The organism is Mesorhizobium sp. WSM4887 (assembly GCF_029625865.1).
Taxonomy (GTDB): Bacteria; Pseudomonadota; Alphaproteobacteria; order Rhizobiales; family Rhizobiaceae; genus Mesorhizobium.
This window is the reverse complement of the sequence record NZ_JARTVP010000005.1, coordinates 121,537-143,744: the sequence shown is the minus strand read 5'-3', so window position 1 is coordinate 143,744 and position 22,208 is coordinate 121,537. Positions and strand designations below refer to the sequence as shown.

The 22,208-nt window shown below is 61.8% G+C and carries 22 protein-coding genes and 1 pseudogene; 14 read left to right on the top strand and 9 right to left on the bottom strand.

The features are described from left to right. Positions 1–147: 147 nt before the first annotated feature. The 3 genes from P9230_RS20155 to P9230_RS20145 all read right to left on the bottom strand — a co-directional run bounded on the left by P9230_RS20155 (position 148) and on the right by P9230_RS20145 (position 2,869). Entirely contained in the window at positions 148–1,443 is a 1,296-nt protein-coding gene (locus tag P9230_RS20155) for a tyrosine-type recombinase/integrase (protein WP_127323464.1), read from the bottom strand. Between the two features lie 227 nt (positions 1,444–1,670). Beyond that, a complete protein-coding gene (locus tag P9230_RS20150; RefSeq protein WP_278056178.1) occupies positions 1,671–2,318 on the bottom strand; it encodes a hypothetical protein in 648 nt (215 codons plus the stop codon). A 35-nt stretch (positions 2,319–2,353) separates the two neighbouring features. Continuing rightward, on the bottom strand, positions 2,354–2,869 hold the full coding sequence (locus P9230_RS20145; protein ID WP_278120617.1) for a hypothetical protein: 516 nt from the start codon (positions 2,867–2,869) through the stop codon (positions 2,354–2,356). 181 nt (positions 2,870–3,050) lie between these two features. Between P9230_RS20145 and P9230_RS20140 the strand changes: the two genes are divergently transcribed. From P9230_RS20140 to P9230_RS20130, 3 genes are all read left to right on the top strand, one after another. Then, entirely contained in the window at positions 3,051–3,365 is a 315-nt protein-coding gene (locus tag P9230_RS20140; protein ID WP_278120616.1) for a hypothetical protein, read from the top strand. Between the two features lie 179 nt (positions 3,366–3,544). Then, positions 3,545–3,796 (top strand): hypothetical protein, encoded by a 252-nt coding sequence (locus P9230_RS20135; RefSeq protein WP_127323468.1) that lies wholly within the window; start codon positions 3,545–3,547, stop codon positions 3,794–3,796. A 146-nt stretch (positions 3,797–3,942) separates the two neighbouring features. Beyond that, positions 3,943–7,479, top strand: a complete 3,537-nt coding sequence (locus tag P9230_RS20130; protein ID WP_347404004.1) for an adenylate/guanylate cyclase domain-containing protein — start codon at positions 3,943–3,945, stop codon at positions 7,477–7,479. 121 nt (positions 7,480–7,600) lie between these two features. On the opposite strand, the gene P9230_RS20125 is transcribed toward P9230_RS20130, so the two are convergent. The 4 genes and pseudogenes from P9230_RS20125 to P9230_RS20110 form a co-directional block, all read right to left on the bottom strand. After that, positions 7,601–8,218 carry a methyltransferase domain-containing protein gene (locus tag P9230_RS20125; protein ID WP_278120615.1) on the bottom strand — a complete coding sequence of 206 codons (618 nt, stop codon included), beginning with the start codon at positions 8,216–8,218 and terminating at the stop codon, positions 7,601–7,603. A 113-nt stretch (positions 8,219–8,331) separates the two neighbouring features. Next, the gene (locus tag P9230_RS20120; protein ID WP_095800226.1) at positions 8,332–8,649 is read right to left on the bottom strand and encodes a YMGG-like glycine zipper-containing protein; all 318 of its coding nucleotides are present in this window, start codon (positions 8,647–8,649) and stop codon (positions 8,332–8,334) included. 162 nt (positions 8,650–8,811) lie between these two features. After that, positions 8,812–8,958 carry a hypothetical protein gene (locus tag P9230_RS20115; protein ID WP_176477899.1) on the bottom strand — a complete coding sequence of 49 codons (147 nt, stop codon included), beginning with the start codon at positions 8,956–8,958 and terminating at the stop codon, positions 8,812–8,814. Positions 8,959–9,486: 528 nt separating this feature from the next. Then, positions 9,487–9,687: pseudogene (locus P9230_RS20110) on the bottom strand (type II toxin-antitoxin system HicB family antitoxin); the annotation flags it as partial. A gap of 65 nt (positions 9,688–9,752) precedes the next feature. Between P9230_RS20110 and P9230_RS20105 the strand changes: the two are divergent. From P9230_RS20105 to P9230_RS20095, 3 genes are read left to right on the top strand one after another with little or no spacing between them, the layout of a single operon-like run. Then, the gene (locus P9230_RS20105) at positions 9,753–11,117 is read left to right on the top strand and encodes a recombinase family protein (RefSeq protein ID WP_278120614.1); all 1,365 of its coding nucleotides are present in this window, start codon (positions 9,753–9,755) and stop codon (positions 11,115–11,117) included. Then, entirely contained in the window at positions 11,114–11,308 is a 195-nt protein-coding gene (locus P9230_RS20100) for a hypothetical protein (RefSeq protein ID WP_278120613.1), read from the top strand. The genes P9230_RS20105 and P9230_RS20100 overlap by 4 nt, the downstream gene beginning before the upstream one ends. Beyond that, positions 11,305–12,159, top strand: coding sequence for a plasmid partitioning protein RepB C-terminal domain-containing protein (locus tag P9230_RS20095; RefSeq protein WP_278120612.1), 855 nt, complete (start codon positions 11,305–11,307; stop codon positions 12,157–12,159). The genes P9230_RS20100 and P9230_RS20095 overlap by 4 nt, the downstream gene beginning before the upstream one ends. Positions 12,160–12,484: 325 nt before the next feature. Here P9230_RS20095 and P9230_RS20090 read toward each other — a convergent pair whose 3' ends face one another. Next, the gene (locus tag P9230_RS20090; protein ID WP_164747240.1) at positions 12,485–13,078 is read right to left on the bottom strand and encodes an outer membrane beta-barrel protein; all 594 of its coding nucleotides are present in this window, start codon (positions 13,076–13,078) and stop codon (positions 12,485–12,487) included. A 454-nt stretch (positions 13,079–13,532) separates the two neighbouring features. Here P9230_RS20090 and P9230_RS20085 point away from each other — a divergent pair, with 454 nt between their 5' ends. Both P9230_RS20085 and P9230_RS20080 read left to right on the top strand, forming a co-directional pair. Beyond that, complete coding sequence (locus tag P9230_RS20085; RefSeq protein ID WP_278120611.1) at positions 13,533–14,387, top strand: thermonuclease family protein; 855 nt, start codon at positions 13,533–13,535, stop codon at positions 14,385–14,387. Positions 14,388–14,542: 155 nt separating this feature from the next. Then, positions 14,543–16,951: an SIR2 family protein gene (locus P9230_RS20080; RefSeq protein ID WP_278120610.1), complete on the top strand. Its 2,409-nt coding sequence runs from the start codon at positions 14,543–14,545 to the stop codon at positions 16,949–16,951. Between the two features lie 29 nt (positions 16,952–16,980). On the opposite strand, the gene P9230_RS20075 is transcribed toward P9230_RS20080, so the two are convergent. Further along, positions 16,981–17,769 (bottom strand): XRE family transcriptional regulator, encoded by a 789-nt coding sequence (locus P9230_RS20075; RefSeq protein ID WP_278120609.1) that lies wholly within the window; start codon positions 17,767–17,769, stop codon positions 16,981–16,983. Between P9230_RS20075 and P9230_RS20070 the strand changes: the two genes are divergently transcribed. Genes P9230_RS20070 through P9230_RS20045 form a run of 6 tightly spaced genes read left to right on the top strand, consistent with a single transcriptional unit; the run spans position 17,768 to position 21,873 of the window. Beyond that, the gene (locus P9230_RS20070) at positions 17,768–18,016 is read left to right on the top strand and encodes a YdaS family helix-turn-helix protein (RefSeq protein ID WP_127404170.1); all 249 of its coding nucleotides are present in this window, start codon (positions 17,768–17,770) and stop codon (positions 18,014–18,016) included. The two genes, P9230_RS20075 and P9230_RS20070, sit on opposite strands and share 2 nt — an antisense overlap. Then, positions 18,013–18,303 carry a hypothetical protein gene (locus P9230_RS20065; RefSeq protein WP_127404169.1) on the top strand — a complete coding sequence of 97 codons (291 nt, stop codon included), beginning with the start codon at positions 18,013–18,015 and terminating at the stop codon, positions 18,301–18,303. The genes P9230_RS20070 and P9230_RS20065 overlap by 4 nt, the downstream gene beginning before the upstream one ends. After that, positions 18,281–18,568 (top strand): hypothetical protein, encoded by a 288-nt coding sequence (locus tag P9230_RS20060; RefSeq protein WP_127404168.1) that lies wholly within the window; start codon positions 18,281–18,283, stop codon positions 18,566–18,568. Before P9230_RS20065 ends, P9230_RS20060 begins: the two co-directional genes overlap by 23 nt. Next, positions 18,558–18,791: a hypothetical protein gene (locus P9230_RS20055; RefSeq protein ID WP_127404167.1), complete on the top strand. Its 234-nt coding sequence runs from the start codon at positions 18,558–18,560 to the stop codon at positions 18,789–18,791. Before P9230_RS20060 ends, P9230_RS20055 begins: the two co-directional genes overlap by 11 nt. A 20-nt stretch (positions 18,792–18,811) precedes the next feature. Continuing rightward, on the top strand, positions 18,812–20,065 hold the full coding sequence (locus tag P9230_RS20050; RefSeq protein WP_278120800.1) for a P4 alpha zinc-binding domain-containing protein: 1,254 nt from the start codon (positions 18,812–18,814) through the stop codon (positions 20,063–20,065). After that, positions 20,062–21,873: a phage/plasmid primase, P4 family gene (locus P9230_RS20045; protein ID WP_278120608.1), complete on the top strand. Its 1,812-nt coding sequence runs from the start codon at positions 20,062–20,064 to the stop codon at positions 21,871–21,873. The genes P9230_RS20050 and P9230_RS20045 overlap by 4 nt, the downstream gene beginning before the upstream one ends. Positions 21,874–22,208 lie beyond the last annotated feature (335 nt).

Below are 22,208 nucleotides of genomic sequence, written 5' to 3'. Positions count from 1 at the left end.
TTCGTTCTGGTCGGAGTGGCAGGATTTGAACCTGCGACCCCATCGTCCCGAACAAGCTGTCTTGCCAGAGGAAGCCCGGAATCCCGGGCTTTTGCGATTAATGATCGGCCGCTTTTGGGGCCTTTGTTCACGTTTGTTTCCGGGGTTTCAGGTGGGTTTCAGGTGGGAGACGCCCGATCGGACGATGTTGCTCTTCTGGCGCGGCGCCGGCGCCTTGGCGGTGATCGCCGCGGCGGCGTCGGCCTGGAAATCGGGGTGATGGTGGTAGTAGTGCTTGCGCAGCACGGCTTCCGTCATGCCGCAGAAGTCGGCTGCCTTGGAAAGCTCGACGCCGTTCTGCATCAGCCAGGTCGCAGCTGTATGGCGCAGCGTGTGCGGGGTGACGTCGGTGACGAACACTTGCGTCTCGACGCCCTTGACGATCCGCGCCTCGTACCAGCCGAGGCCAGCGCTCTCGCAGGCCGACTTGAACGCCTTGCGCACCGATCGAACCGGCCCGCCTTCCCATTCGACGATGAAATCGTGCGCGATCATGCGGCCGATCGTGCGGCTTTTGCCGCGTCCCTTGGTCTTGATGTCAACCGGGGTGCGCGCCCAGCGGCGCATGTGCGCCAGCAGCCGGTCCGGCAGCCTGACCGGCGGCTGTCGCTTCCTGGTCTCGACCATGTCGGCGGCTCGCCTGAAGAAGACGCCGCGCTCAAGGTCGACGAAGCCGCGCCCCACTGTCGGCCGTGTCGCGGCGCCGCAGATGGCGGCGGATCGCGTGCCGGTGTAGAGCCCGGTCAGGATGAAGCGCGCCACGTGGCGGCCGGTCCGGCGATCGCTCTCTTGCCCCTTCCAGGTCTGCCGCATCTGCCAGGCTGCCCAGAGCAGCCTCGCCGCCTCAGATCGCGTCAGCGCGCGCTTGGCCTTCTCGGAGCGCGCCGGCAACACGATCTTCGGCACGGCCGTGATGTATTTTTCGGCGTGATAGTGGTTGATGGCCGCGCGCAGATCCTCCAGCTGCCGGCGTGCCATCGCCGGCGTCGGCAGGATCCGGCCCTTCTTGGCCGGGCCGTTGACATATTCGCGGCAGAGTGCGCCTGAGATGTCGGCGACCGTGCCTGTGAAGAAAGTCAGAATGGCGAGCAGCCGCGCGGCCGTTTCCTTGCGATAGCTCTGCGACGGATTGAGCGCGACGACGTCCTCGGCATAGACATTGATGACGTCCGCGATCTTTACTTGGTCCGGGTCGCGGTTGCGCTGGCGCGTTGGCTGATGTTTTTCGCCGATGTAGTCGGCGAGCTGCCTTTGAGCTTCAACAAGCTCGCTCTTGCCGCAGCCAGTGGGATGTCGTCTTCCGGCGTCCTCGATGTACCAGCCGGCCTTGCTGCGCAAGCTGCCGTCGGCCTTTCGGCTCTCGGACCGCCAGACGAGTCTAATTCCCTTGCTTGGACGCGGCATAGCTTCCTCATTCTCCCGATTGCTGCGAGTGTGGTGTATTCCTTGCCGGCGATGATTTCCGTCTCTAACCGCCCGCGGTCGCGCTCCTTGCGCAAGCCGGCTGGGCCCATCGAGCCATCAGGGAAAGCAATCCGGGCCGCGATGTCCAGCCGCAGCGGCGCGGTTTCCGTGTACTCATCGGACCCGTTCATGGAGTGCCGTTGCCGCTGGTGTTCATGACTGCACGTTCAGCACGCCCGCGCCGCGATGCCGAGATAGCGCTGCAGGCGGTCGATGAAGGCATGCTCTGCTTTCATCGCGCCCCACGGCCCGATCGCGCCGACAAGCTTTGGCGGAGGCAGCGAAACGCGCGGCAGACAAGCGCTGTTCGGCCTGGCTCCGAACAGGGCCGCGGCCTCGGCAACCAGCATGCGATTATCCATGTCGCGGATCTGACGGCCATAGGCCGGCACGGTGTCGATATTGGGCAATTCAGCCGCCTGGTAGATCGCAAGGTCGATGCTGCGCTTGGCCGACGCGATCGCGCGGTGGGCGAGCTGGTCGATGAAATCTGCAGCCAATCCCGCGTCGCTCGCCAGTCGGCAGATGTGATGCTGGATCAGATCGACTGCCGGCCTGGTGATGTCGCCGAGCGCGTATTCATGCCCGTCATGAAGAAGGAAATAGCCGGCGGCCAAGCCGTCGCCGGTTTCGCGGAACAGCGCGTCGGCACCCATCACGCAATGCTGCGCCACGGAGTAGGCCGGGCAGCGATAGAGACCATTGAACCGCGCGAGCTTGGACAGCGTGTTGGCCATATCGGCGAAGCTGATGTCGGACGCCTTCGGTTCGAGGAGGTCGAAGGCCGACCCATCCGGCTTGAACGTTGGGATCATGGCGGGTCTGCCGCCAAGCGCCTTGCTGGCGGGCCTCATTGGTGCACCTGCGGCATGGCTGCTTCGACGGCGTTGATAACGCTCGAGCGAATGGCCGGGAAGATCGGCAGCCGGTCGAGGTAGCCCGACAGCACCGAAATGCAGCGTTCGCGTTGACCCGACCAGGGGTCGAGCAGCAGGGCGCCGCGGGCCGCACAATACTGGCCCCAGGCCAGGATGAGGCTCTGTGTAGGCTGCGCATCGCCGGGCAGCGGTGGCCGATTGGGCGCGGCGTGCCGGGCCTTCTCAATCATGTCCGCAAGCAGATCCGGGCGAATGGTGATCTGCTTGGTGCTGGCGAGCAAAGCCAGACGTGCGGCGCTGTCCTGAAATTCGATGATTTCGGCGCTTGTGAAGCCGGCCCCGATCAAGTCCTCAAGCCGGACGCCGCCGCCGACAGCGAACAGATCGCGCATTGCCTCTGCCATTTCCAGGCAGCGCGGATGGGTGTCGAACCCGGCTTCCGGAAACTCGCGGCGGGTTTGCGATGAACGTTGAACTTTATCGAGCAAGACGGGTCTCCTTGGGCGGAAATCAGAGGGCGCCGACGGTGACAGCGGCGCAGAACAGGGTGGCGGCAATGAAGGCAATAGCGGCGAGCCGCTTCGCGACGGCTTCATCCTTGTGATAGCGTTCAAACCGTGCGCTACGGGCAGGGGGGATTGGATGAAAAATCTGGTGCGGGCTACTGCGTTGCTGTTCGTCATGCCCGGTCCGGCCTTTGCGTACAGCGATGGGCAAATGGCGGTTATGTCCCATGTCGGGCAGGCAATCGCCGGCACTAGGATCTGTCCGAAGCTGGAAATCAACGAAGGCGCCATGGCGCTGATGCTGACCGCCGAGGACGTCAAGCTCGACGACCCGACGGTTGCCGCGGTCATTCGGAGCAAGGTCAAAGAAACCGTCCGGGCTTGGGAGGGCAAAAGCGAAGACCTCGCCTGCGCGGCAGTGCTGATGCTCTACGGGCCGAGCGGAAAGATCGCGGGACTGCTGCGCTTCAGAAACTGATGTCACGGTCGGCTCCAATTCGGTCACATTGCAATGGTAGGTATTACCTACCTACCTTGTCAAGGCTAGTAGGTTCGTTCTGGAGCCTTGGGCTGTGGATTTGTCGCACCGACCCACTGCGTTTGTACTTGTTTTGTTCCGGTGGCCGAGTCAGATTGACGCGGCTAAGGAGGCGGCATGTGCTGACGTATTTTGTGGTTCAGAGATTCGATTTCACGCCCAAGGGAGCGATCACCGCTGGAGCGGCGGTGGAAGTCCAGGACATCGAGCATGCTTTGCGACTGGCAGAGAAACTGGCGGACTGTTCGGCCGGCGTCGTGGCGTTCAGCCGTACGGGTGATCCTTCGAGCGGCGAGTTCGACGATGCCATCATTCTCTACGCCAACGGGATCGTTCCAGCGCTTGAGGCTGAAATACCGGTAGCCTGTTGAACGTCAGCAAACACCGCTGCGAAATGCGACGGTGTTTTCTAATGCTTAGGCAAGCTGGCGGAGCTGAAGCCCGCTCTCTCCCTCCTCGGCGGCCGCAAGCTGACCTTCCGGCTACGACCCAACACTGCTTATCTGGAAAGCGCCGCATGTCCGCCGCCGATGCCTCCTCGTCGTTTCCCGAAAGCAGGCGTTCGGCTCAGGCGGCATGGCGTCTGGACTTGACCCAAACGGGTCATTCGGAACCCGGTTCTAGACAGGCTGTCCCCCTTGGTGGATCATGCGTGGGTTGGCAAGCCAGGGGCGCAGCCATGGACGTCGGAGGTTGGCTGCGGAGGCTTGGCCTCGAACAGTATGAGGCCTCCTTCCGCGAGAATAAAATCGACGACACGGTCCTGCCGAGGTTGACGGCCGAGGACTTGAAGGATCTGGGTGTCGGACCTGTCGGACATCGTCGTAAGCTGCTCGACGCCATCGCAGCCTTGCGCGCTGAAGCAAGCACACCAACGCCGCTGCTGTCCGATGCGCCTCTTGCGGCCGACAACGCCGCGAAGGAGACCGCCGAGCGCCGCCAGGTCACCGTGATGTTCTCGGACCTTGTCGGCTCGACAGCGCTCTCCGCGCAAATGGACCCCGAGGATTTGCGTGAGGTGATTGCGGCCTATCAGAAGTGCGTTGCCGAGGCCGTGCGTGGCTTCGGCGGGTTTGTGGCCAAATACATGGGCGATGGCGTGCTGGTGTATTTTGGCTATCCGAAGGCGCATGAGGAGGACGCGGAGCGAGCCGTGCGGGCGGGGCTGGCGGTCGTTGATGAGATCGCAAGGCTCGCGACCCCGGCACCAGGGGCGCTGGCGGTACGCGTCGGCATCGCAACCGGGCTGGTGGTGGTGGGCGATCTCATCGGCGAAGGAGCAGCGCAGGAGGAAGCGGTGGTCGGAGAATCGCCGAACCTTGCGGCGCGGCTGCAAGCTCTGGCGGCGCCCGGCCAGATCGTGATCCCGCTCGCGACGCGCCGACTGCTCGGCGGACTGTTCGAGTTCGCCGACCTCGGCCTGCACGACCTGAAAGGGTTCGACACCCCGATCCGCGCGTGGCGCGTGCTTCGCGAGAGTGCCGCCGAGACCCGGTTCGAAGCGCGTGCGACGAGCGGCCTAGCGCCCACGGTCGGGCGTGAGGACGAGCTTGCTTTGCTCGCGGAGCTCTGGAGCAAGGCCGCGTCCGGCGAGGGCCAGGTGGTCCTGCTCTCCGGCGAGCCCGGCATCGGCAAATCGCATCTGATTCAGGCGCTCCGCGGGCGTCTGCGGGACCGGCCGCACATCCGCATACGCTGCCAGTGCTCGCCGTTCCACGCAAATAGCGCCCTTCGCCCGTCGATTGTCCAACTCACCCGCGCGGCTGGCTTCCATCCGGACGATTCACCGAGCGCAAAACTCGACAAGCTGGAGCGCCTCTTGGCGCGGTCAACAGACAAGGTCCGGGACGTCGCCCCTTTGTTGTCGGCGCTTCTCTCGCTCCCGGCAGGCAGCCGCTATGCACCCCTGAACCTCAGCCCTCAGCGCCGGAAGGAACTGACCCTCGAGGCTCTGGCCGGGCAGCTAATTGGCTTGGCGGCCCGCCAGCCCGTGCTGATGGTTTTCGAGGATATCCACTGGATTGATCCAACGTCGCTGGAGCTTCTCGACCGATTGGTCCCGCAGATCCCGCGCCTTGCAGTACAGGCGATCTTCAGTTTCCGCCCTGAATTCGAGCCGCGGTGGACCGGCCACCCCCAGGTCACCTCGCTCACGCTGAAACGCTTGAGCCGCCGGCAGGGCGCAGCCCTGGTGGAGCGGTTGACCGGGGGCAAGGCGCTTCCGGGCGGGTTGCTCGAGCAGATGGTGGCCAAGACAGACGGCGTGCCCCTGTTCCTCGAGGAGGTGACCAAGGCCGTCATTGAATCTGACGTGCTGACCGATGAAGGCGACCGTTACGCACTCTCGGGCCCGCTGCCACCGTTGGCGATCCCTGCAACCCTGCAGGATTCTCTGGTGGCGCGGCTCGATCGGCTGATGACGCCAGCGCGGGAGGTCGCGCAGATTGGCGCCGCCATCGGTCGCGAATTCTCTTACGAATTGCTGGCGGCGGTGGCGCAGCGCGAGGAACGGGAACTCCAGGACGCCCTCGACCAACTGATCGGCGCCGAACTCGTGATCGCACGCGGTCGGCCGCCGCACGCGACGTGCATCTTCAAGCACGCATTGGTGGGAGATGCCGCTTATGCCACCTTGCTGCGCAGTCGTCGCCAGCAGCTGCACACCCGGATCGCCCATGCGCTCGAGCAGCATTTCGGCGAGGTCGTCGAACATGAGCCCGAGATCGTGGCTCAGCACTACACGGCCGCGGGCCTCTCGATTCAGGCCATCGGCTATTGGCAGCGCGCGGGAGAGAGCGCCAACGACCGTTCGGCCAACGATGAGGCCCAAAACCATCTGCAGAAAGCGCTGAACTTGATCGAAACGCTGCCTGCGGGCCCGGAGCGCCAGCGGCGCGAGCTCGCAGCGCTAACGGTGCTGGGCCGCGTGCTCACCGCCAAGAATGGCTACGCAAATGCCGAGGTCGAGCGGGTCTATTCTCGCGCGCGCCGCCTTTGCGAGCTGATGCCGGAAGATGCGGCTGTCTTCCCGGTTCTGCTCGGCCTGGCCATCTACTCGGCCACGGGCGCCCAACTCACGTCGGCGCACGAACTGAGCGGACGGCTTCTCGACCTTGCTCTGCAGAGTAACGATCCCGTGTGGGTGGTCGAAGCCCATTATGCTCGGGGGGTCAGCTCTTCTTGGCGCGGCGACTTCGGGGAGGCACGCAAACATCTGGAGCTGGCCTCCGAAGCCTATCGCCCACAGCGACATCGAGCTCATCTCGCCCTATACGGCCAGGATCCCGGACCGATTTGCCTATGTCGTGGGTCAGCGGTGCTTTGGCACCTCGGCTACCCCGACCAGGCGCTGACCCGGATGGAAGACGCCCTTGTCTTGGCCGAGCGATTGGCGCACCCCTTCAGCCGCGCTTACGTGCTGGTATGGGCAGCGTGGTTACGAATATTCCGACGCGAGGTGGCCGAAGCCGAGGAGCGAAACGACCGTGCGCTCACCTTCGCGACCGAGCAGGCGTATCCGTTCTGGATTGCCATGGCCGCCCAGCAAAAGGGATGGCTCTCGGCGAAGCAGGGCCATAAGGAGCGAGCGATCGCCCAAATCGAGGAAAGCCTGGCGCGGATGCAGGCCGTCGGAACGCAAGTGACGCAGGCCTACACGATGGGATTCCTCGGCGAGGTGCTCGGGAGTGTCAATCGTGCGTCGGACGGCGTGCGCCTGATCGATCGGGCTCTCGACCAGGTGAACCGGTCCCGCGAGCGGTGGTGCGATGCCGAATTGCTGCGGCTCCGAGGAGCTATATACGCTGCCGCGGAACCAAGCGACTGGCACCAGGCTGAAATCTCGTTTCGGCAAGCGATCGAACGGTCTCGTGAGCAAGGTGCCAAATCCTGGGAGCTCCGCGCCGCCACATCGCTTGCGCGCCTTTTGGCCGAACAGGGCAAGCGCGCCGAGGCTCACGACCTGCTCGCACCGACTTACGGCTGGTTCACCGAGGGCTTCGACACCCTCGATCTGAAAGAGGCCAAGACCTTGCTCGACAAGCTCGGGGCGTGATGACGCACATGCTAGCGGTGCAATGTGCGGTCCTCGCGCAAAACAGCCGCCAAAGTCCTGGGCGCGAAGGTCAGTTCAATCATCCCACCAGCGGTACTTCCCCTTCCGGCCCAAAATCGGCTTAACAGCGCTTTTTCGCGAATGCCCACACCATTATCGGGTATTCCTCGTCGTTGCTGAGATCCCGCCACAGGCCGTAGGCCCGCACCGGCCCGCCGATATGCGCCCTCGCACAGGCCTTGTTGCCCCAGCCGAAGGCCTGCACGTCGTCTTCTGCGAAGCCGCCCTCGATCATGACCTGCTTCAATCCCGCCGGCGTCCAGCGGTTGTAGTCATGCGGCCGGGCATGCACCCTGAACAGGAACGGTGTAGCCACCATTGCCCAGCCGCCCTGTTTGGTCATTGCATGGATGTTGGCGGCGGCGGCGAGCGGCCGCTGGACGTGCTCGAGCACCTGGTCGGCAATGACAATGGAAAATTGCTCGTCGGTGCGGTCGCGGCAGATGTCGAAGTCGGGGAAATCGACCGAGCGGTAGTTGGGGCACATCGCCCGCCAGTAGCGGTTCCAGCCGGGTGAGATTTCGATGACGTCGCGGGATTTGCGATTGGCCGCTTCGAGGAAGGCCGTGAAAGCCTCGATCTGGCGAATGCGCAGCCAGTTGCGGGAATCGTAGCCGATCAGCCGTTTCACCGCGCGCCTGCCACGGTCCTTCAGCGCGCCGGCAAGGATCGTCGTCATCTCGACCTCCTCCGCAGCCCACCGCAGCGGCGGTTTTACAGCGAGAAGCGTACAAAAGGATGACAGAAAGGGGAGCCGGCGCAGAAAACGCCGTCTCCCAGTCACTCAAAGGATCAATAATCGCCTCGGTAATAGCGATCGTCGCAGGGCGCGGTGTAGATCTGGCCGTAGCGGTCCCGATAGCGGCAGAGCTGCTCGCCGCGGCGCTGCGGGGTGGTGGCGCTGCCGACGACGGCGCCGAGCAGCGCGCCGCTCGCCGCGCCGATCACCGTCGACTTGGTGTTGCCGCCAATCGCCTGGCCGACCAGTGCGCCGCCGGCGCCGCCGATCAGCGCGCCGGTGGTGGCGCGCTGCTGGCCCTCCGTTTGGGTCTCGCATCCGGCAAGTGCCGCGGTCATCAGCACCGCCACAAAAACCTTCTTGATCATCATCTCCAGAACTCCTTCAAGCCCCAAAGACCAACTAAAACAGGGGCGTACCTGGCCGAAGTGGGCTCGCATTGCGGCGGAACCGCGGCGGAGCCCGCTCACGAACTGAGTCATGGTTTCCCGGCTGTTGAACAGGATGCTTTCCAAACAGGAAAGATGCGGGAGCTACATTTGCCCTTCCAGCCATTCCCGCAAATCGCGTTCCTGCTCGGTTTCGGAAAGCGGCGGCGACGGGCGCTTCCATACCTGCCAGACCATCGCCAACACTCCGGCTGCCCACAGGCCGGAGAAAACATGACTCAGGAAATTCATCCGACGATCCCGGACAGAGAAATGGAAGTTTAGCCGTGATGAATTTAGCAATCACTAAGATAATGGCAAGGCCGCGGTGACATTTGCATCCTCGCGTCGGGCGACGTGCCAGTGTCGGTCAACCCAGCGGGCAGACAATGGCTGTAAGCCACCCCTGCTTTAGAAAAACCTTAATTGCCCTATCGTAATGTTTGCAGACGGCTAGCGGGGGCCAGCCGACTGGGTTTGCGGCGTTGCAACGCCGGTGGGTCGGGTAACATGGAACTGGCGTTTTGCGAAGGCGAGTGCCAAGGGTGCGGCGGCACCGGCACGATGTTCGAATGTCCGAGATGGCGCAGCTCGAACGGCCATTGCTGCCCGGCAGGAACGCATCAACACAGATGTCCCGGCGTGAGCGTGCGTTGCGTGGAGTGCGACGGGACGGGCTCAGCGATGCCGAGAGACATGCGACCTTCTTCTCGGCCGACCTGCTGACCGTGTCGCAGGCTTCAGAGGCACCGAGAAAGTGGCGAGTACGTCGGTTTTCGCTACCTGTTCGAGCGGCGTCGGCTCCGGAATCGATACGCCGTCTTCTATGAGCCCCTCGATGTGAAAGGCGAGCGCCTCCTCGGCGAGCCGACGCACTCCGGCAATTGTCCTGCCGGCGGTGACGACGCCGGGGAAGTCAGGAAAGGACACTCCGTAATCGCTGGCGTCTTCTTTGTGGATCAACCCGATGTACTGGCGCATTCCTTCCTCTTGCCGCGCGGCGGCCGGCCCCTAGCTTAGAAACACCCGCACGACGGTGCAAGGCGATGGACAAGTTTCCGGCGACTGGCAGGCCTCGGCCAAGGATCCGTGCGGCCGAGTATCTGCGCATGTCCACAGACAGGCAGATCTACTCGATCGACAACCAGAGAGATGCGATCCGCAATTATGCGAAGGTCATGGGTTATGACATTGTTGCGACCTATGAGGATCCCGGGCGAAGTGGCCTCAGCCTCGTGGGACGCCCAGGCTTGCGGCGGCTGTTGGAAGATGTCGAAAGCCGGCGAGCCGATTTCGAAACCGTCGTTGTCTACGATGTGAGCCGTTGGGGGCGCTTCCAGAATACCGATGAAAGCGCCACCTATGAATACCGGTGCCAGATAGCCGGAGTGCGGATCGAGTTCTGCGCCGAGCTGTTCGTCAACGATGGGAGCATCGGGTCCGACGTTCTGAAGGCGATCAAACGCAGCATGGCCGCGGAGTACAGCCGCATGCTGTCGAACAGGGTCTTCGCCGGTCAAAGCCGCATCGTCAAACTGGGTTTCAGCGGCGGTGGCCCCGCCGGCTATGGCTTCAGGCGCCTTCTTGTTGATGGCTCCGGAAATCCCAAGGCAATGCTTGGTCGCGATGAGCGAAAAGGGCTGGCAAGCGATCGCGTCATTCTAGTGCCGGGGCCGAAAGAGGAGGTCTCCACCGTAAGATGGATGTTCAATCAATTCGTGACGAAGGGAAAAACGGAAGCCGAAATCGCGACTGCATTAAACGCTCGCGGCCTGGTTACTGAACGCGGCCGAGCATGGACCAAAGCATGCGTGGGCACGATACTGACGAGCGAGAAGTACATCGGCAACAATGTCTGGAATCGAATATCCCATAGGCTTCTACACGAACGGGTAAGAAATCCGCCAAGCGCATTTGTTCGCGCCGACGCTGTCATCGAGCCGCTCGTGACTCGGGCGCTTTTCGATCGTGCGCAAGCTATCAGGCGCGCGCGCGCTTACCTTAGGCCCGATGAGGAGCTGCTTGCCGATCTGACCAAGCTGCTCAAAGAGCGGGGGAAGCTGTCGAGCCCAATCATTGACGCCGCCCCCTTCTGTCATTCAGCCTCCATTTACGCGCACCGATTTGGAAGCATGAAGGCCGCCTACCAGTTGATCGGATACGACGCCTCGGCGAATTATCGGAAACTCGATGTCAGCAACCGGCTCAAACAGATCCGGCAGCAAGTCGTCGAGGAATTGATGTCGAACGTTGACAAGGTCGGTGGTTCGGCACTGTACGATCCCAAAACAAAGCTTTTGCGCGTCAATGACGAATTCTCCATCGCGATATGGATCGCGCGCTATCGGATTATCGTCACCGGTTATCCACGCTGGATTTTTGGAACCGCGATCTCGTTGGGCCAGATGTGACGATCTTGATCAGAATGGAGCCTGATCATCAAACTGTTCGTGACTTCCTCATTGCGCCCGCGCATCAAGCGCAATCCGCCCTTCGCATGCTCAACGCAAACAACGGCGTGCGCCTTGATGCCTTCCTCTTCGCTTCGCTCGATCCTGTCGTGGAGATGGCGAGACGAGAATCGATTTCGGCGATCCCGTGACAGTAACCAAGGCCGAGCTTCGTCGCTTCGTCGAGAACAACCGGCATGCCACCCGTCTTACGAGCAATTTGCAGGCGCCGCAGAATCCATTGCGTGGCCCGGCATTCTTGCGGACCTATGAACTCCAATTCGATCGGATGCAGGATTTCATCAGAGAAGCCGTCTCAGCGCGGCATCAACTGGAAGTCGTCGTCAATGCCGCCGGCCAAATCCTAACCGACGCTGCGTTCCGCGCCTTGCTGCAGGCGCATGGTCTCGGAACGCTGCCTCGGATCCTGGCGCAATCTTCGGCGAGAGGAACGGAATTCCACGAGGACCAGCAAGGCCCGCTCAGTGTCGCGGCCGAGCCGCAGCTTGTCAGTGGGGTCTGTCTCGAGGCTCTCGACCTGCTGAACGATTATGGCGCCCCCCTGAAGATTTTTCCCATGCTGCGAGAGGTCGTGCCGGGCCGGCAGGTTGAGATCGTGCGTCTCATGCTAGCCTTGGACCGCGTGCAATTTCGAGTGGCGAGAGTGTTGATCGCGCTCACACCACGATCGCAGCTCACCGATCCCTGTGCACCCAGAAAGCAATATGAGGGCATCTCCCCGACGCAATTGGCTGACATGCAAACCGACCTGGCCAAAGTCAGCCATGAATATCTGAGCGCCGCCAGCACCCATGGCGCAACAGTGCTCAACCTGATCGCCGTTACGAGTTATTTCGACAGGTTGTTGAACAATCCGAAGTTGGTGCGGTTTATGGCGCGCAATTTTGCCGGGCACCTTGAGGTGTATCAGGAATTGCTCGACTTTCGCGAAAGTGGGTTTCAGAAACGTGCACCTATCGCTGAACAAAGCGCGTGGATTTGAGCTCTCCAATCCCCGCGAGGACCCGCTTCTCTTGTCAGACGTTTTCAGCTCGCTGAGAACCGTCCTCTTGCGCTGACGGGGCACCGGAGCGGCGCTCCCGCCAGGATGCACCCGTCAGTCGAGAACTTTGACGATCGTATAGCTTTCGAGGTCCACGACCACGATCCGATTGTCGATGACCGTGTATTCGTATTTCACGTTGTCCGGCGAGCCTTGTGAAGCTGATCGATTAGCGGCCGCGACGGCCAAGCCACTTGAGCCCGGGCCGTTAAAACGAAGAACGCCGGGCGATGCCGGCGTTCTAAACTCAACTCGTTTGCTACGGCTAGAACTTCAGGCCGATGCCGACGCGGAAGTCGTGAGCCTGTACCTTGTGCTCCAGCACGCAACCGCCGCCGCAATAATCGAAGCTCTTCTTGCCGAAGAAGGAAAAGTCGTACTCGCCGCGCAGGAAGACGTTGTGGGTCAGCGGCACGTCGATGCCGGCCCCGACAATCCCGCCAACGATCGTTCCGTCCCGTTCCGCAAAGCCGACCGCGTCGGTTTTCAAGTCCGACACCGTTACACCCGCCGTGAGGTAGGGCAGGTATCCGCCCAGGTCCATGCCCACGCGGCCCTTGAGCGAGCCGAAGAGACCGAGCGACTCGTCGAGGTCGCCAGGGCCTGGCACGTCGTGGAAGTGGCCCTTCTTGAACCGGTAGCCCAACTCGCCTTCAACGCCGTAGACGATGTTGCCCGACTGGAAGTTGTAGCCGACAAAACCGCCGATAGTCGGCGAGCCTACGTTGTGCGTCACGCTGCCGATGTCGGGCTCGCGGATGTTATAGTGCTCGAGCGTTCCGGCACCGAAGGCACCGGCATAAGCGCCCTGCCATGTCCATTCGCTTGTCACAGCCGGTTCTACGATATCGGCCGCCATAACAGGGCCGCAGACAGCAAGGCCGAATACGCAAGCAAGCAAAAGAGATTTCATGTTTTGTCCCACCGCAATTTTACGTTGACTCGAGATATACCGCACAGCGCGCCGAATTGCTGTTGCGAAAATATCACGGTGCAGTGGTTCTGAGGTCGGCCGGTGGATAACTGACACTCTGATCGCGACTTCTTATGGGTCTCGCGCCCCACCTGCCCATGGAACAAGCGGGGGCTGGATCAGGTCTCACGGGCCGATAGGTCGGCTCCGCCTGGGCAATTCTGCTGGTCTGCCCTCAGGCGCTAAAGCGGATTCGACAGCCAAATACAAATGGAGCACTATCGTCTTCGGTGTCGGGGGATGCCTCAATGTATGTAAAACTGGATTTTGCCGCGGCGAGTGTGCTCCCGGTGTCGAGCTGTGCTGGCCGATCTGCCGAAAGCCGCCCGGGCGGCGCGATGTGATCGGGATCGACAAGTCCCCTTACGACAACCGCTCTAACCAGTGGCGGCGTCGCACTGGCGCGCGACGCTCACGAGCCCGGCGATGGGCAAGCGTGCCGCTTCGTCTTGTGCTCGTGACGGTGGCTGCAATTTCTGCGTTGGTCACGCAATTCGTGATGCACAACAGAGGATCGCTTCCGGAAATCAACCTGCAGAACATCATCAAGCCGAGGCCGGTGTCTATCGCCGGTGTCGCCTCGGTGATCGATGGCGACACGATCGAAATCGGCCAGCGCGTGCGCTTCAACGGCATCGACGCGCCGGAGAGCCGGCAATATTGCGACGACGCTAAAGGCTTCGAGTATCCCTGCGGCCGCCGCTCGGCCGAAGCGCTGGACAGATTCCTGGCGGCCTCCAGGCCGGTGCAATGTGCATTCGTGACATGGGATCGCTACGGGCGCTTTGTCGGCAACTGCACCCGAGCGGACGGCGCTGACATTGCCGCCTGGATGGTCGAGCACGGGCAAGCCCTGGATTGGCCGAAATACAGCAATAGCGCCTATGCGGCGCAACAGGCCAAGGCGCAGGCGGCAAAGCTCGGTCTATGGGTTGGCAACTTCCAACCCCCTTGGGACTGGCGGGCGCAGCACAGCGACGACGTGCAAGCGCCATCGACGCCAACTTTCGCACTCCGCGGCGGCAATGCCGGCTGCAACATCAAGGGCAACATTTCGGCCGAAGGCGAACGGATCTATCACGTGCCCGGGCAGAAATACTACGGCGTGACCATAATCAACCAAGCCAAAGGGGAAAGGTGGTTCTGCTCGGAAGGCGAAGCCGTTGCTGCAGGTTGGCGGCGTTCCAAGCGCTAGCATTTCCCAAACGTTATCGAACTGCCGGTGAACCTAGGCTCGCCCAACATGGTCGCGAATTGCGGCGGGCCTCAACTGTCCACACCAATATTCGGTCGGACCCTTGCCATTCCAGTTGGCTTGACCGAGCTTGCGCAGGGGTAAAGGGGGAAGAATTGACAATTGAACTTGACCGTCTCATTCAGAATCTCGATGTAAAACGTACGGTCCTCTTTTTCGGTGCAGGGTCGTCAATTCCGTCAGGTTCCCCAAGTGCTGGCGATCTTGCTACAGCTATAGCAGCTGAGTTCAAGATTGACGCCAACGGTTTTTCGTTGGCCGAGATTGCCGAACTGGCTGAGCTCGAACGAGACCGAGCGTCTTTGATCCGCTTCGTTCGGCAGCGGTTTCCTCGGCCAAATCCAACTGGCGGAATATTGAATATTCCCCTTTACAAGTGGCGGGGCATATACACGACAAATTATGATGAGCTCCTAGAGAGAAGTTATCAAATCCGAAACCAACCGGCGCACGTTATCACTACAAATTATGACTTCTCCAAAGATGTTCTGCCCGACGCGCAACCGATATACAAGATACACGGCACGATTGGACAGGACTTTGTGGACGGCCATAAGAGCCGAATGATAATCACCCAAGGCGATTATGATCGTGCAACAGACTATCGGGAATATCTGTTTACCCGGCTCGCGAACGACATGGCTGGCGGTGACTTAGTTATCATTGGATACTCACTCTCGGATCCAGATATAAAATCTGTGGTAGATCGAGTGCTCGCGATACAAGGCAAGATGAGCGGCGCCGGCGGTGCCGTTTATCTAGTCCTCTATCAACGAGACGAAGCGCGCGCCCGACTGTTTGAGTCTCGCGGCGTTAGGGTTGCCTTTGGGGGGATCGACGAATTTTCGGCTGCGTTGACCAGAAAGGGTCCAGCAGCAACTGTCGTCGAGTCGTCATCGGACGATCCCGTGCAGGATTCGCAAATTCTCAGCACAATTACCATTGACGTGCAGCATTCAATCGGAGCGTTCCCTCCGAACGCTGTTGCGATGTTCAACGGATGGCCAGCTACTTATGCAGATATCGCCTCCGATCTGACCTTCACGCGAACAGCGGCCAACACAATAGCCGCAACCCTTGCCGCCGGGACAAAGCAGTTCGTGGCAATGATAGGCGCTAGCGGAGTGGGCAAAACGACGGCTGCCCGCCAAGTCGCGGTTCAACTTGAACGGCAAGGTTGGCGCTGTTGGGAGCACAAGACCGATTTTGAGCTTGTGGCGGATGAGTGGATTTCGGCAGCGCAGAAGCTTCAGGCGATGGAGCGGCACGCTGTCCTCTATGTCGATGAGGCCCATTTGCACCTGTCATCGATCAATGAAATTGCGGAAGAACTTGTCGAGCAGAAATTATCGAATCTTCGAATTTTGATGACCTGCGGAAGATCGCAATGGCAATATCGCACGAAGTCACCATACCTATCGAAAAATATGTCGGAACTGGTGCTTAGCAAGCTTGCGAACCACGAGATTGACAGGTTAATATTGCTCGTCTCCAGCGATAATAGCATCAAGCCCCTGGTCGAGGGGACGTTCTTGGGATTCTCCTTTCAAGAAAAAAGACGCCGTCTCGCGGACAAATGCGAAGCTGATGCATTTGTTTGCCTTCGCAACATATTCGCTCAAGAGAAGTTCGACGACATTATCCTACGCGAGTACGCGCAGCTGGGCACCGCCGATCAAGAAATCTATAGGGTAGTGGCAGCGCTAGAGTATGCGGGCATTCGCGTACACCGGCAGATGATTTTGCGCTTGACCGGCATTGCTGCTGGAATGGTCGCTGCGGCCTTGACGAATCTCGTCGACGTGATTTCTGAATATGACATTTCTGAGAGGTTCGGAGTTTATGGCTGGAGAGTCCGCCACAAAGTGATCGCGGGCATTGTTGCTAAATACAAGTACTCTGATCCCGCAGCCATGGTCGAGCTTTTCGATCGCGTTATAGATAATCTTTCGCCGTCGTACCGGATAGAGCGCGATTCTATCAACGAAATGTGCAACCTTGATACAGGTCTGCCTAGCATTTCGGAAAAAGATATACAGAATCGGCTGCTCCGCAAGTTGATCTCGGTCGCGCCGGGGGAGCCAATACCTCGGCACCGGCTCATTCGCAACCTGATTGACCTTGAGAAGTTCGATCTTGCGGAAACTGAAATCCGAGTGTTCGAGTCCGATCTTGGGACGGACGGTCCCGTAGCCAGATATCGCATAATCCTTCTGCTGGCTCGAGCAATCTACACTCCGGGAATTATGGACGAGGATCGGGTAGTTATTCTTAGGAAGGCAGAGGCACAGGCATCGGCCTCGGCGGTTCGTTTTGAAAACAACCGCCATGTTCTATCCGCTTATTGCGAAGTCGGGCTGGAGCTCCTGAAGAGAACCCGGGATAGTTCCACTTTCGACGCGGCCCTCAAAGGGCTTAGGGCGGCAGCCCATCGTATGAGTGATGAAGAGGCAACGAAGGCCGTACGGAGCTACGAACGTCGTTACTTCGAGTTCAAACTGTGAACGAATCTATTTCGTGAAGAACGGTTAATTCATCTCGCGTTGTACTTACCCACCACCCGATGACAAATCGGCCAGTCCACGCGGCTCTCGGTAAACGTCTTCGCCGGCCGGTATTGCTCCAGTGTCCACTCGCGGTCGTTCATGCCGACCAGGCGCTTGATGATCGCTTCCTCGTCGCCGCGTTCCTTGGGCGGAGTGTGGAAGAACACGGCGTCCGAATCGCGTGCCGGCTGCAAATGCGGGTTCACCAGCGCCGTGTCGCCCGGCCAATAGGCGGGGATCATGGATTCGCCCCGCACCAGGATGCCGTAGCCGCCGCGGACATTCTGCAGCACAGCCGGGCGCTTTACCCAGTCGATCGCCTCGAAGGTGACGATCATGTGGCCTTCGCCGCCCATGGCGGCGGCGTAGATCGGCAAGTCGCGCCCGCCGACCAGCTCGTCGCCAGGGATGATCGGCGTGCGCGACGCACGCGGCTTCGGCTCGCGTACAATCGGTAGAGGCGCTGCGCCTGAGGCGTCGAGCAGCCAGGCGACATCGGTCTTGAGCAGCGCGGCAAGCTCGGGCAGCCGCTCCATCGAGGGGCGGGTGGTGTCCGCCTCCCATTGCGTGACTGAAACGCGCTTGATGCCAAAGTGATCGGCTACGTCGTTCTGCGTCAGGCCGGCAGCCTCCCGCGCCTGGCGCAGGCGTTGGCCGAGTGTTGTCGAGTCGGTGCGTATCGTCGCGATCATGCCGGCATAGTAATTGTTGCTTACTTTTTTGCAAGCGATTGCCAGTTGACAGAGTAGGTAGGTAATACCTACCATCATTGCCATGATCGAAATCGTCAGAATCGCAGCCGCCAAGGTTGGCGGATTGGGCGTGCTCGCCTCGCATCTGGGCATCCGCCACCAGGCCTTCTACTCCTGGAAGCGGGTGCCGGCCGAACGCGTGCTGGACATCGAGCGCGCCACCGGCATCTCACGCCATGCGCAGCGGCCCGACCTCTTCGGTCCTGATATCGTTGCCGGTCCCGCATCCTCCCAAGCCCTGACCGGCAGCGGCGAGGAGGCGCCGCGATGAGCCGCGCCTCCTCGATCAAAGTGCCGGAAAACGGCGGAGAAGGCCAGAAAACCTCGGTCGATTTCACGCTCTTTGCGCTCTTCCTCGAAGCCCGGCGCATCCATCGCGGCAAGTCGCCGACGCGTGTTGCCAGGGAAGCCGATGTCGAGGTGGATGCAGTCTTTCGCGCCGCGCGCGGCCGCGACCCAGGCTCCGACGAGTTCCTGGCGCTCTGCGCCTGGATCGGCGAGGAACCTGCGCTTTTTCTCAAAAAGGAGGCCAGGCATGGTCAGGCTCGCTGCCTATGACTATCGCGAGCTCGGCAAGCTGTTGCGGGCGAAGCTCGAGGAAGACGGCCGCGGCTGGCGCGTTTGCGCCGCCGACATCGGGGTAAGCGCTTCCGACCTTTCCCGCATCTGCAACGGCCAGAGTGTCTCGGCGCCCAAGGTCATCGCCGTCTGCGACTGGCTGAAGCTTTCCTTCCGCGCCTTTTACCTGCCGCCGCCACGCGATGCCGGCGCAATGTTTCACGGGACGAGCACTGAAACAGGGAGCACCTGCGATGCTGGATAGCCCTGCAAAAGCGATCTTCGGAACGCCCGGCAGCATCGACGCGGCGACGCTGTTCAAGCTCCCTTTGCCGATGCAGGCCGAGGGCGTGCGGCTGCTGTTCGAAATGGGCCAGAGCCTCGAGCAGGTGCGGGCGCGGCTGGGGCTATCCGCCCGGCAGGTGCGGGCGCTTGCCGCGGAGGAAGGCACGTTCTCGCGTGGCGGCGAGGGGATCGGAAAAGAGTAACAGGAGCCGCTGTTTTGAGCATGCAGTCTGGTGGCTTCGTCATTGAACAGTTCGTCGAGGAGGCGCGCGCCGTCTCGATCGACGCCGCCGCCAAACGGCTCGGCCTGAAATTCACCGGCCGCCGGCACGAGCACCCGCAGCCTTGCCCGCATTGCGGCGGCACGGACACCTTTGCGTTCAACACCGCCAAGAACAAATGGAACTGCCGGGCCGGTGGCGCCGGCGGAAATGACGGCATCGGCATGGCTGCCCACTGCGAAGGCCTCGACCTGCATCGTCGCGCGGCCTTGCTGGAGGCGTGCTCCATTTTGCTCGACCGACCGGTTCCTAGCCAGGCGGGAACCGAAAATGCCGACGCGGCGAACGCTCGACGCAGGCGTCTCGAAGAACGCCGGCGGCTGAATGAAGCTCGAGCGGCTGAACGCGCCGAACGGCGGGTCGACTATCGCGAGCGCGAACGGCAAAAGGCCAGGTCTATTTACGAAGCCGCGGCACGCGTCGGCCGGTTCGGGCGGCTGGTCCCCGAATATCTCGAGGCACGCGGCTGCGGGCGCATGGGCGCCTCGCAATGGCTGCGCTACGCATCGGAGTTGGCCTACTGGCACGGCAGCGATGAGCGCGGTCGGCCGAGTGAGCTCCATTCTGGGCCGGCGATGGTCGCGCCCTTCCTCAAAGCCGACCTGGATGCGATCGGCTGCCACATCAGCTGGATCGATCTGGCGCGGCCGCCGAAGTTCCGGCCGCTGCTCACCGATCCGGCGACAGGCGAGCCCCTGCCGACCAAGAAAATGCGCGGCTCGAAGAAGGGAGGGCTTATCCCGCTTTTCGGCGATCCTTCCGCGGCACGCTGGGTCGGCGGGGAGGGGATCGAGAACGGCGCGGCCTTTGCCTGTTGGGAGAGCTGGCGCGAGGACACGTTCTATTTCGCCGCCGGCGATCTCGGCAATCTTGCCGGCCCGGCCGATCCCGCCTCGCGGTTCGCCCATCCAGAATTGAAGAAGCCAGATTCGAAAGGCGTGCCGCGACCGGTGATGATTGCCGGCCCGATTCCTCGACCTGGTCAGGACCCCGAGGACGCCATGTGGGTGGGCGAACAGGTCACCGAGCTCGTGCTGCTCGCCGATGGCGACTCCGAGCGCGTTGTGACCGCGGCGGCGATGGCGCGCGCCCGTGCCCGGCATGCGCGGCCGGGAAGGGCGATCCCGATCGTCTGGCCGCGGCCTGGCTGCGATTTCGCCTCCATGGCTGCCGAAGCCGCGAAGAGGGTGGCGTGAGCAGCAAGAAGCCCGCCATGCCGGACCAGGTGGCCGCCGTGCTTGAGGAAGCTCAGCGCCAGGCGGCCGCCTATGGGATAGAGCCCCGATCCCCTTTGTTTGGCGCGAGTGAAACGTGGCGGCAGCTTCCCGAACAGCCCAACGAGCAGTCGGTGCTGAGCGAGTGCGCCTCGGAACCGGAAACGGATATCGGCAATGGGCGCCGTTTCCTGATCCGCTACGGCTCGCGCGTGCTGCATGTGGCGCGCGTCGGCTGGCATGGTTTCGACGGCACGCGCTGGAAAGAGGACGAAGACGGGTCGGTGGTCCGGCCCTTGGCGCAGAAGACCGCGGAATTGATCTCGGCCGAGGCCGCGCTGCTGAGCGCGACCGAGGATGAGGAGAGGGCCCTGGAGGCGGGCCGGAACGCGCGCCTGGAGCGCAAGCGCTTAGGTCCGGCCAGGAAGGACTGGGACGCCGAGAAGCTCGGCCGGCTGATGGAGCTGGAAGAGATCATCGACGCAGCCGATGAGGCGCGGAAGAGTGCCAACGCGAGGAAATCGTCACGGCATCGTCACGCGAAAAGCTCGGCCGGTTCGTCGAAGCTGGACAACATGATGAAGGAGGCGCTGCCGCATGTGGCCCGAATGGTGGGCGACCTCAACAGGGATGTCTACGCCTTCAACTGCCGTTCCGGCACGCTGCGGTTTGTGCGGATGGAGCATGAGGAGTCGGATCCGCAGGATCCTGTCTACGAGTGGCAGGCGCGCCTCGATGTTCACAACCCCGTCGACCTGATCTCGAAGAGCGGCGAAGCCGAGTATCGGCCGGGTGCCGCGGCGCCGGTGTTCGACGCCTTCCTGAAGGAAGTGCAGCCCGACCCGGAGATCAGGGGCTTCCTGCAGCGTTTTGCCGGCTATTGCCTTCTCGGCCTCACCGTCGAGCAATGCCTGGTCTTCTTCTACGGCGCCGGGTCGAACGGCAAGTCGACCTTCGTCGACCTGCTCTGCTCGATCTTCGGCGATTTCGCCGTGACGCTGTCGATCGACAGTTTCGCCGGCGACACCAGGCGAGGGGGCAACGAGGCGACGCCGGACCTCGCGCGTTTGCCCGGGGCGCGGCTGGTCGCGGCATCGGAACCCGAAATGGGCGTGAAGCTCAAGGACGCGTTGATCAAGACGCTGACCGGCGGCGAGAAGATCGCGGTGCGGCGGCTGCACCAGGATTTCTTCGAGGTGGTGCCGCAGTTCAAGATCCTGCTTTCGGGCAACCACAAGCCGCGCATCGACGACACCTCCGACGGCATCTGGCGCCGCGTCTACCTCGTGCCGTGGGAAGTCCAGATCTCGAAGGACAGGATCGATCGGGACCTGCCCAAGAAGCTGCGCGCCGAAGCCGACGGCGTCTTCGCCTGGCTGGTGCGGGGAACGCTCGACTACCTGAACTATGGGTTGCGACCACCGGAAAGCGTGCTCGCCGCGACCCGCGAATATCGGGAAGAGAGCGATCCGATCGGCGCCTTCCTGCGCAACGCCTGCATCGTGACGGGCAAGGAGGATGACGAGACCTCGCCGGGCGACTTGCATCTCGGCTACGCCAACTGGGCAGCCCGCGAGGGCGCGGCCGAGTTCAGGTCCTCTACGTTCTCACGCAAGCTTCCCGATTACACGCGGCTGACATGGCAATCGCCTGAAGGCGCGATGAAGCGCTTCTGGAAGGCGAAAAGCGGCACGACGATTTACCGGGGCATCAGGGTCAAGGACGAGTTCGTGCGGCCGCCCGGCCGCGATCCAGGCCCTTCGCCGGAGGCATACGGCTTTGAGGGCTGACCCTTTCCCCATTTTGGCGCCAAGGCCGCGAGGGACGGTAGATTGCGAGTTGGGGAAGGGAGCCGGACTGAAAGGGTTTGGGAAAGCAGCAGGTTAGGAAGCAAGGGACGCTGGGGTCGATTTTTCTCCGTTCCTCCGTGCGCGGATGAGATCAAACGAAGGACAAAGGGGGATGGCGGGTGTTTCATGTATGGCGCGGATTTCATCGTCCCTTTCGACCCTCCCGTCCCGACAACCCGGCTATCCTGCTGCTTTTGTTCGCTTTGTTGCCTTTTCGATTTGGGACGAAGAGCAGCGAGTTGGGTCGATAAGAGAAAAATTGGGACGAAGGAGTG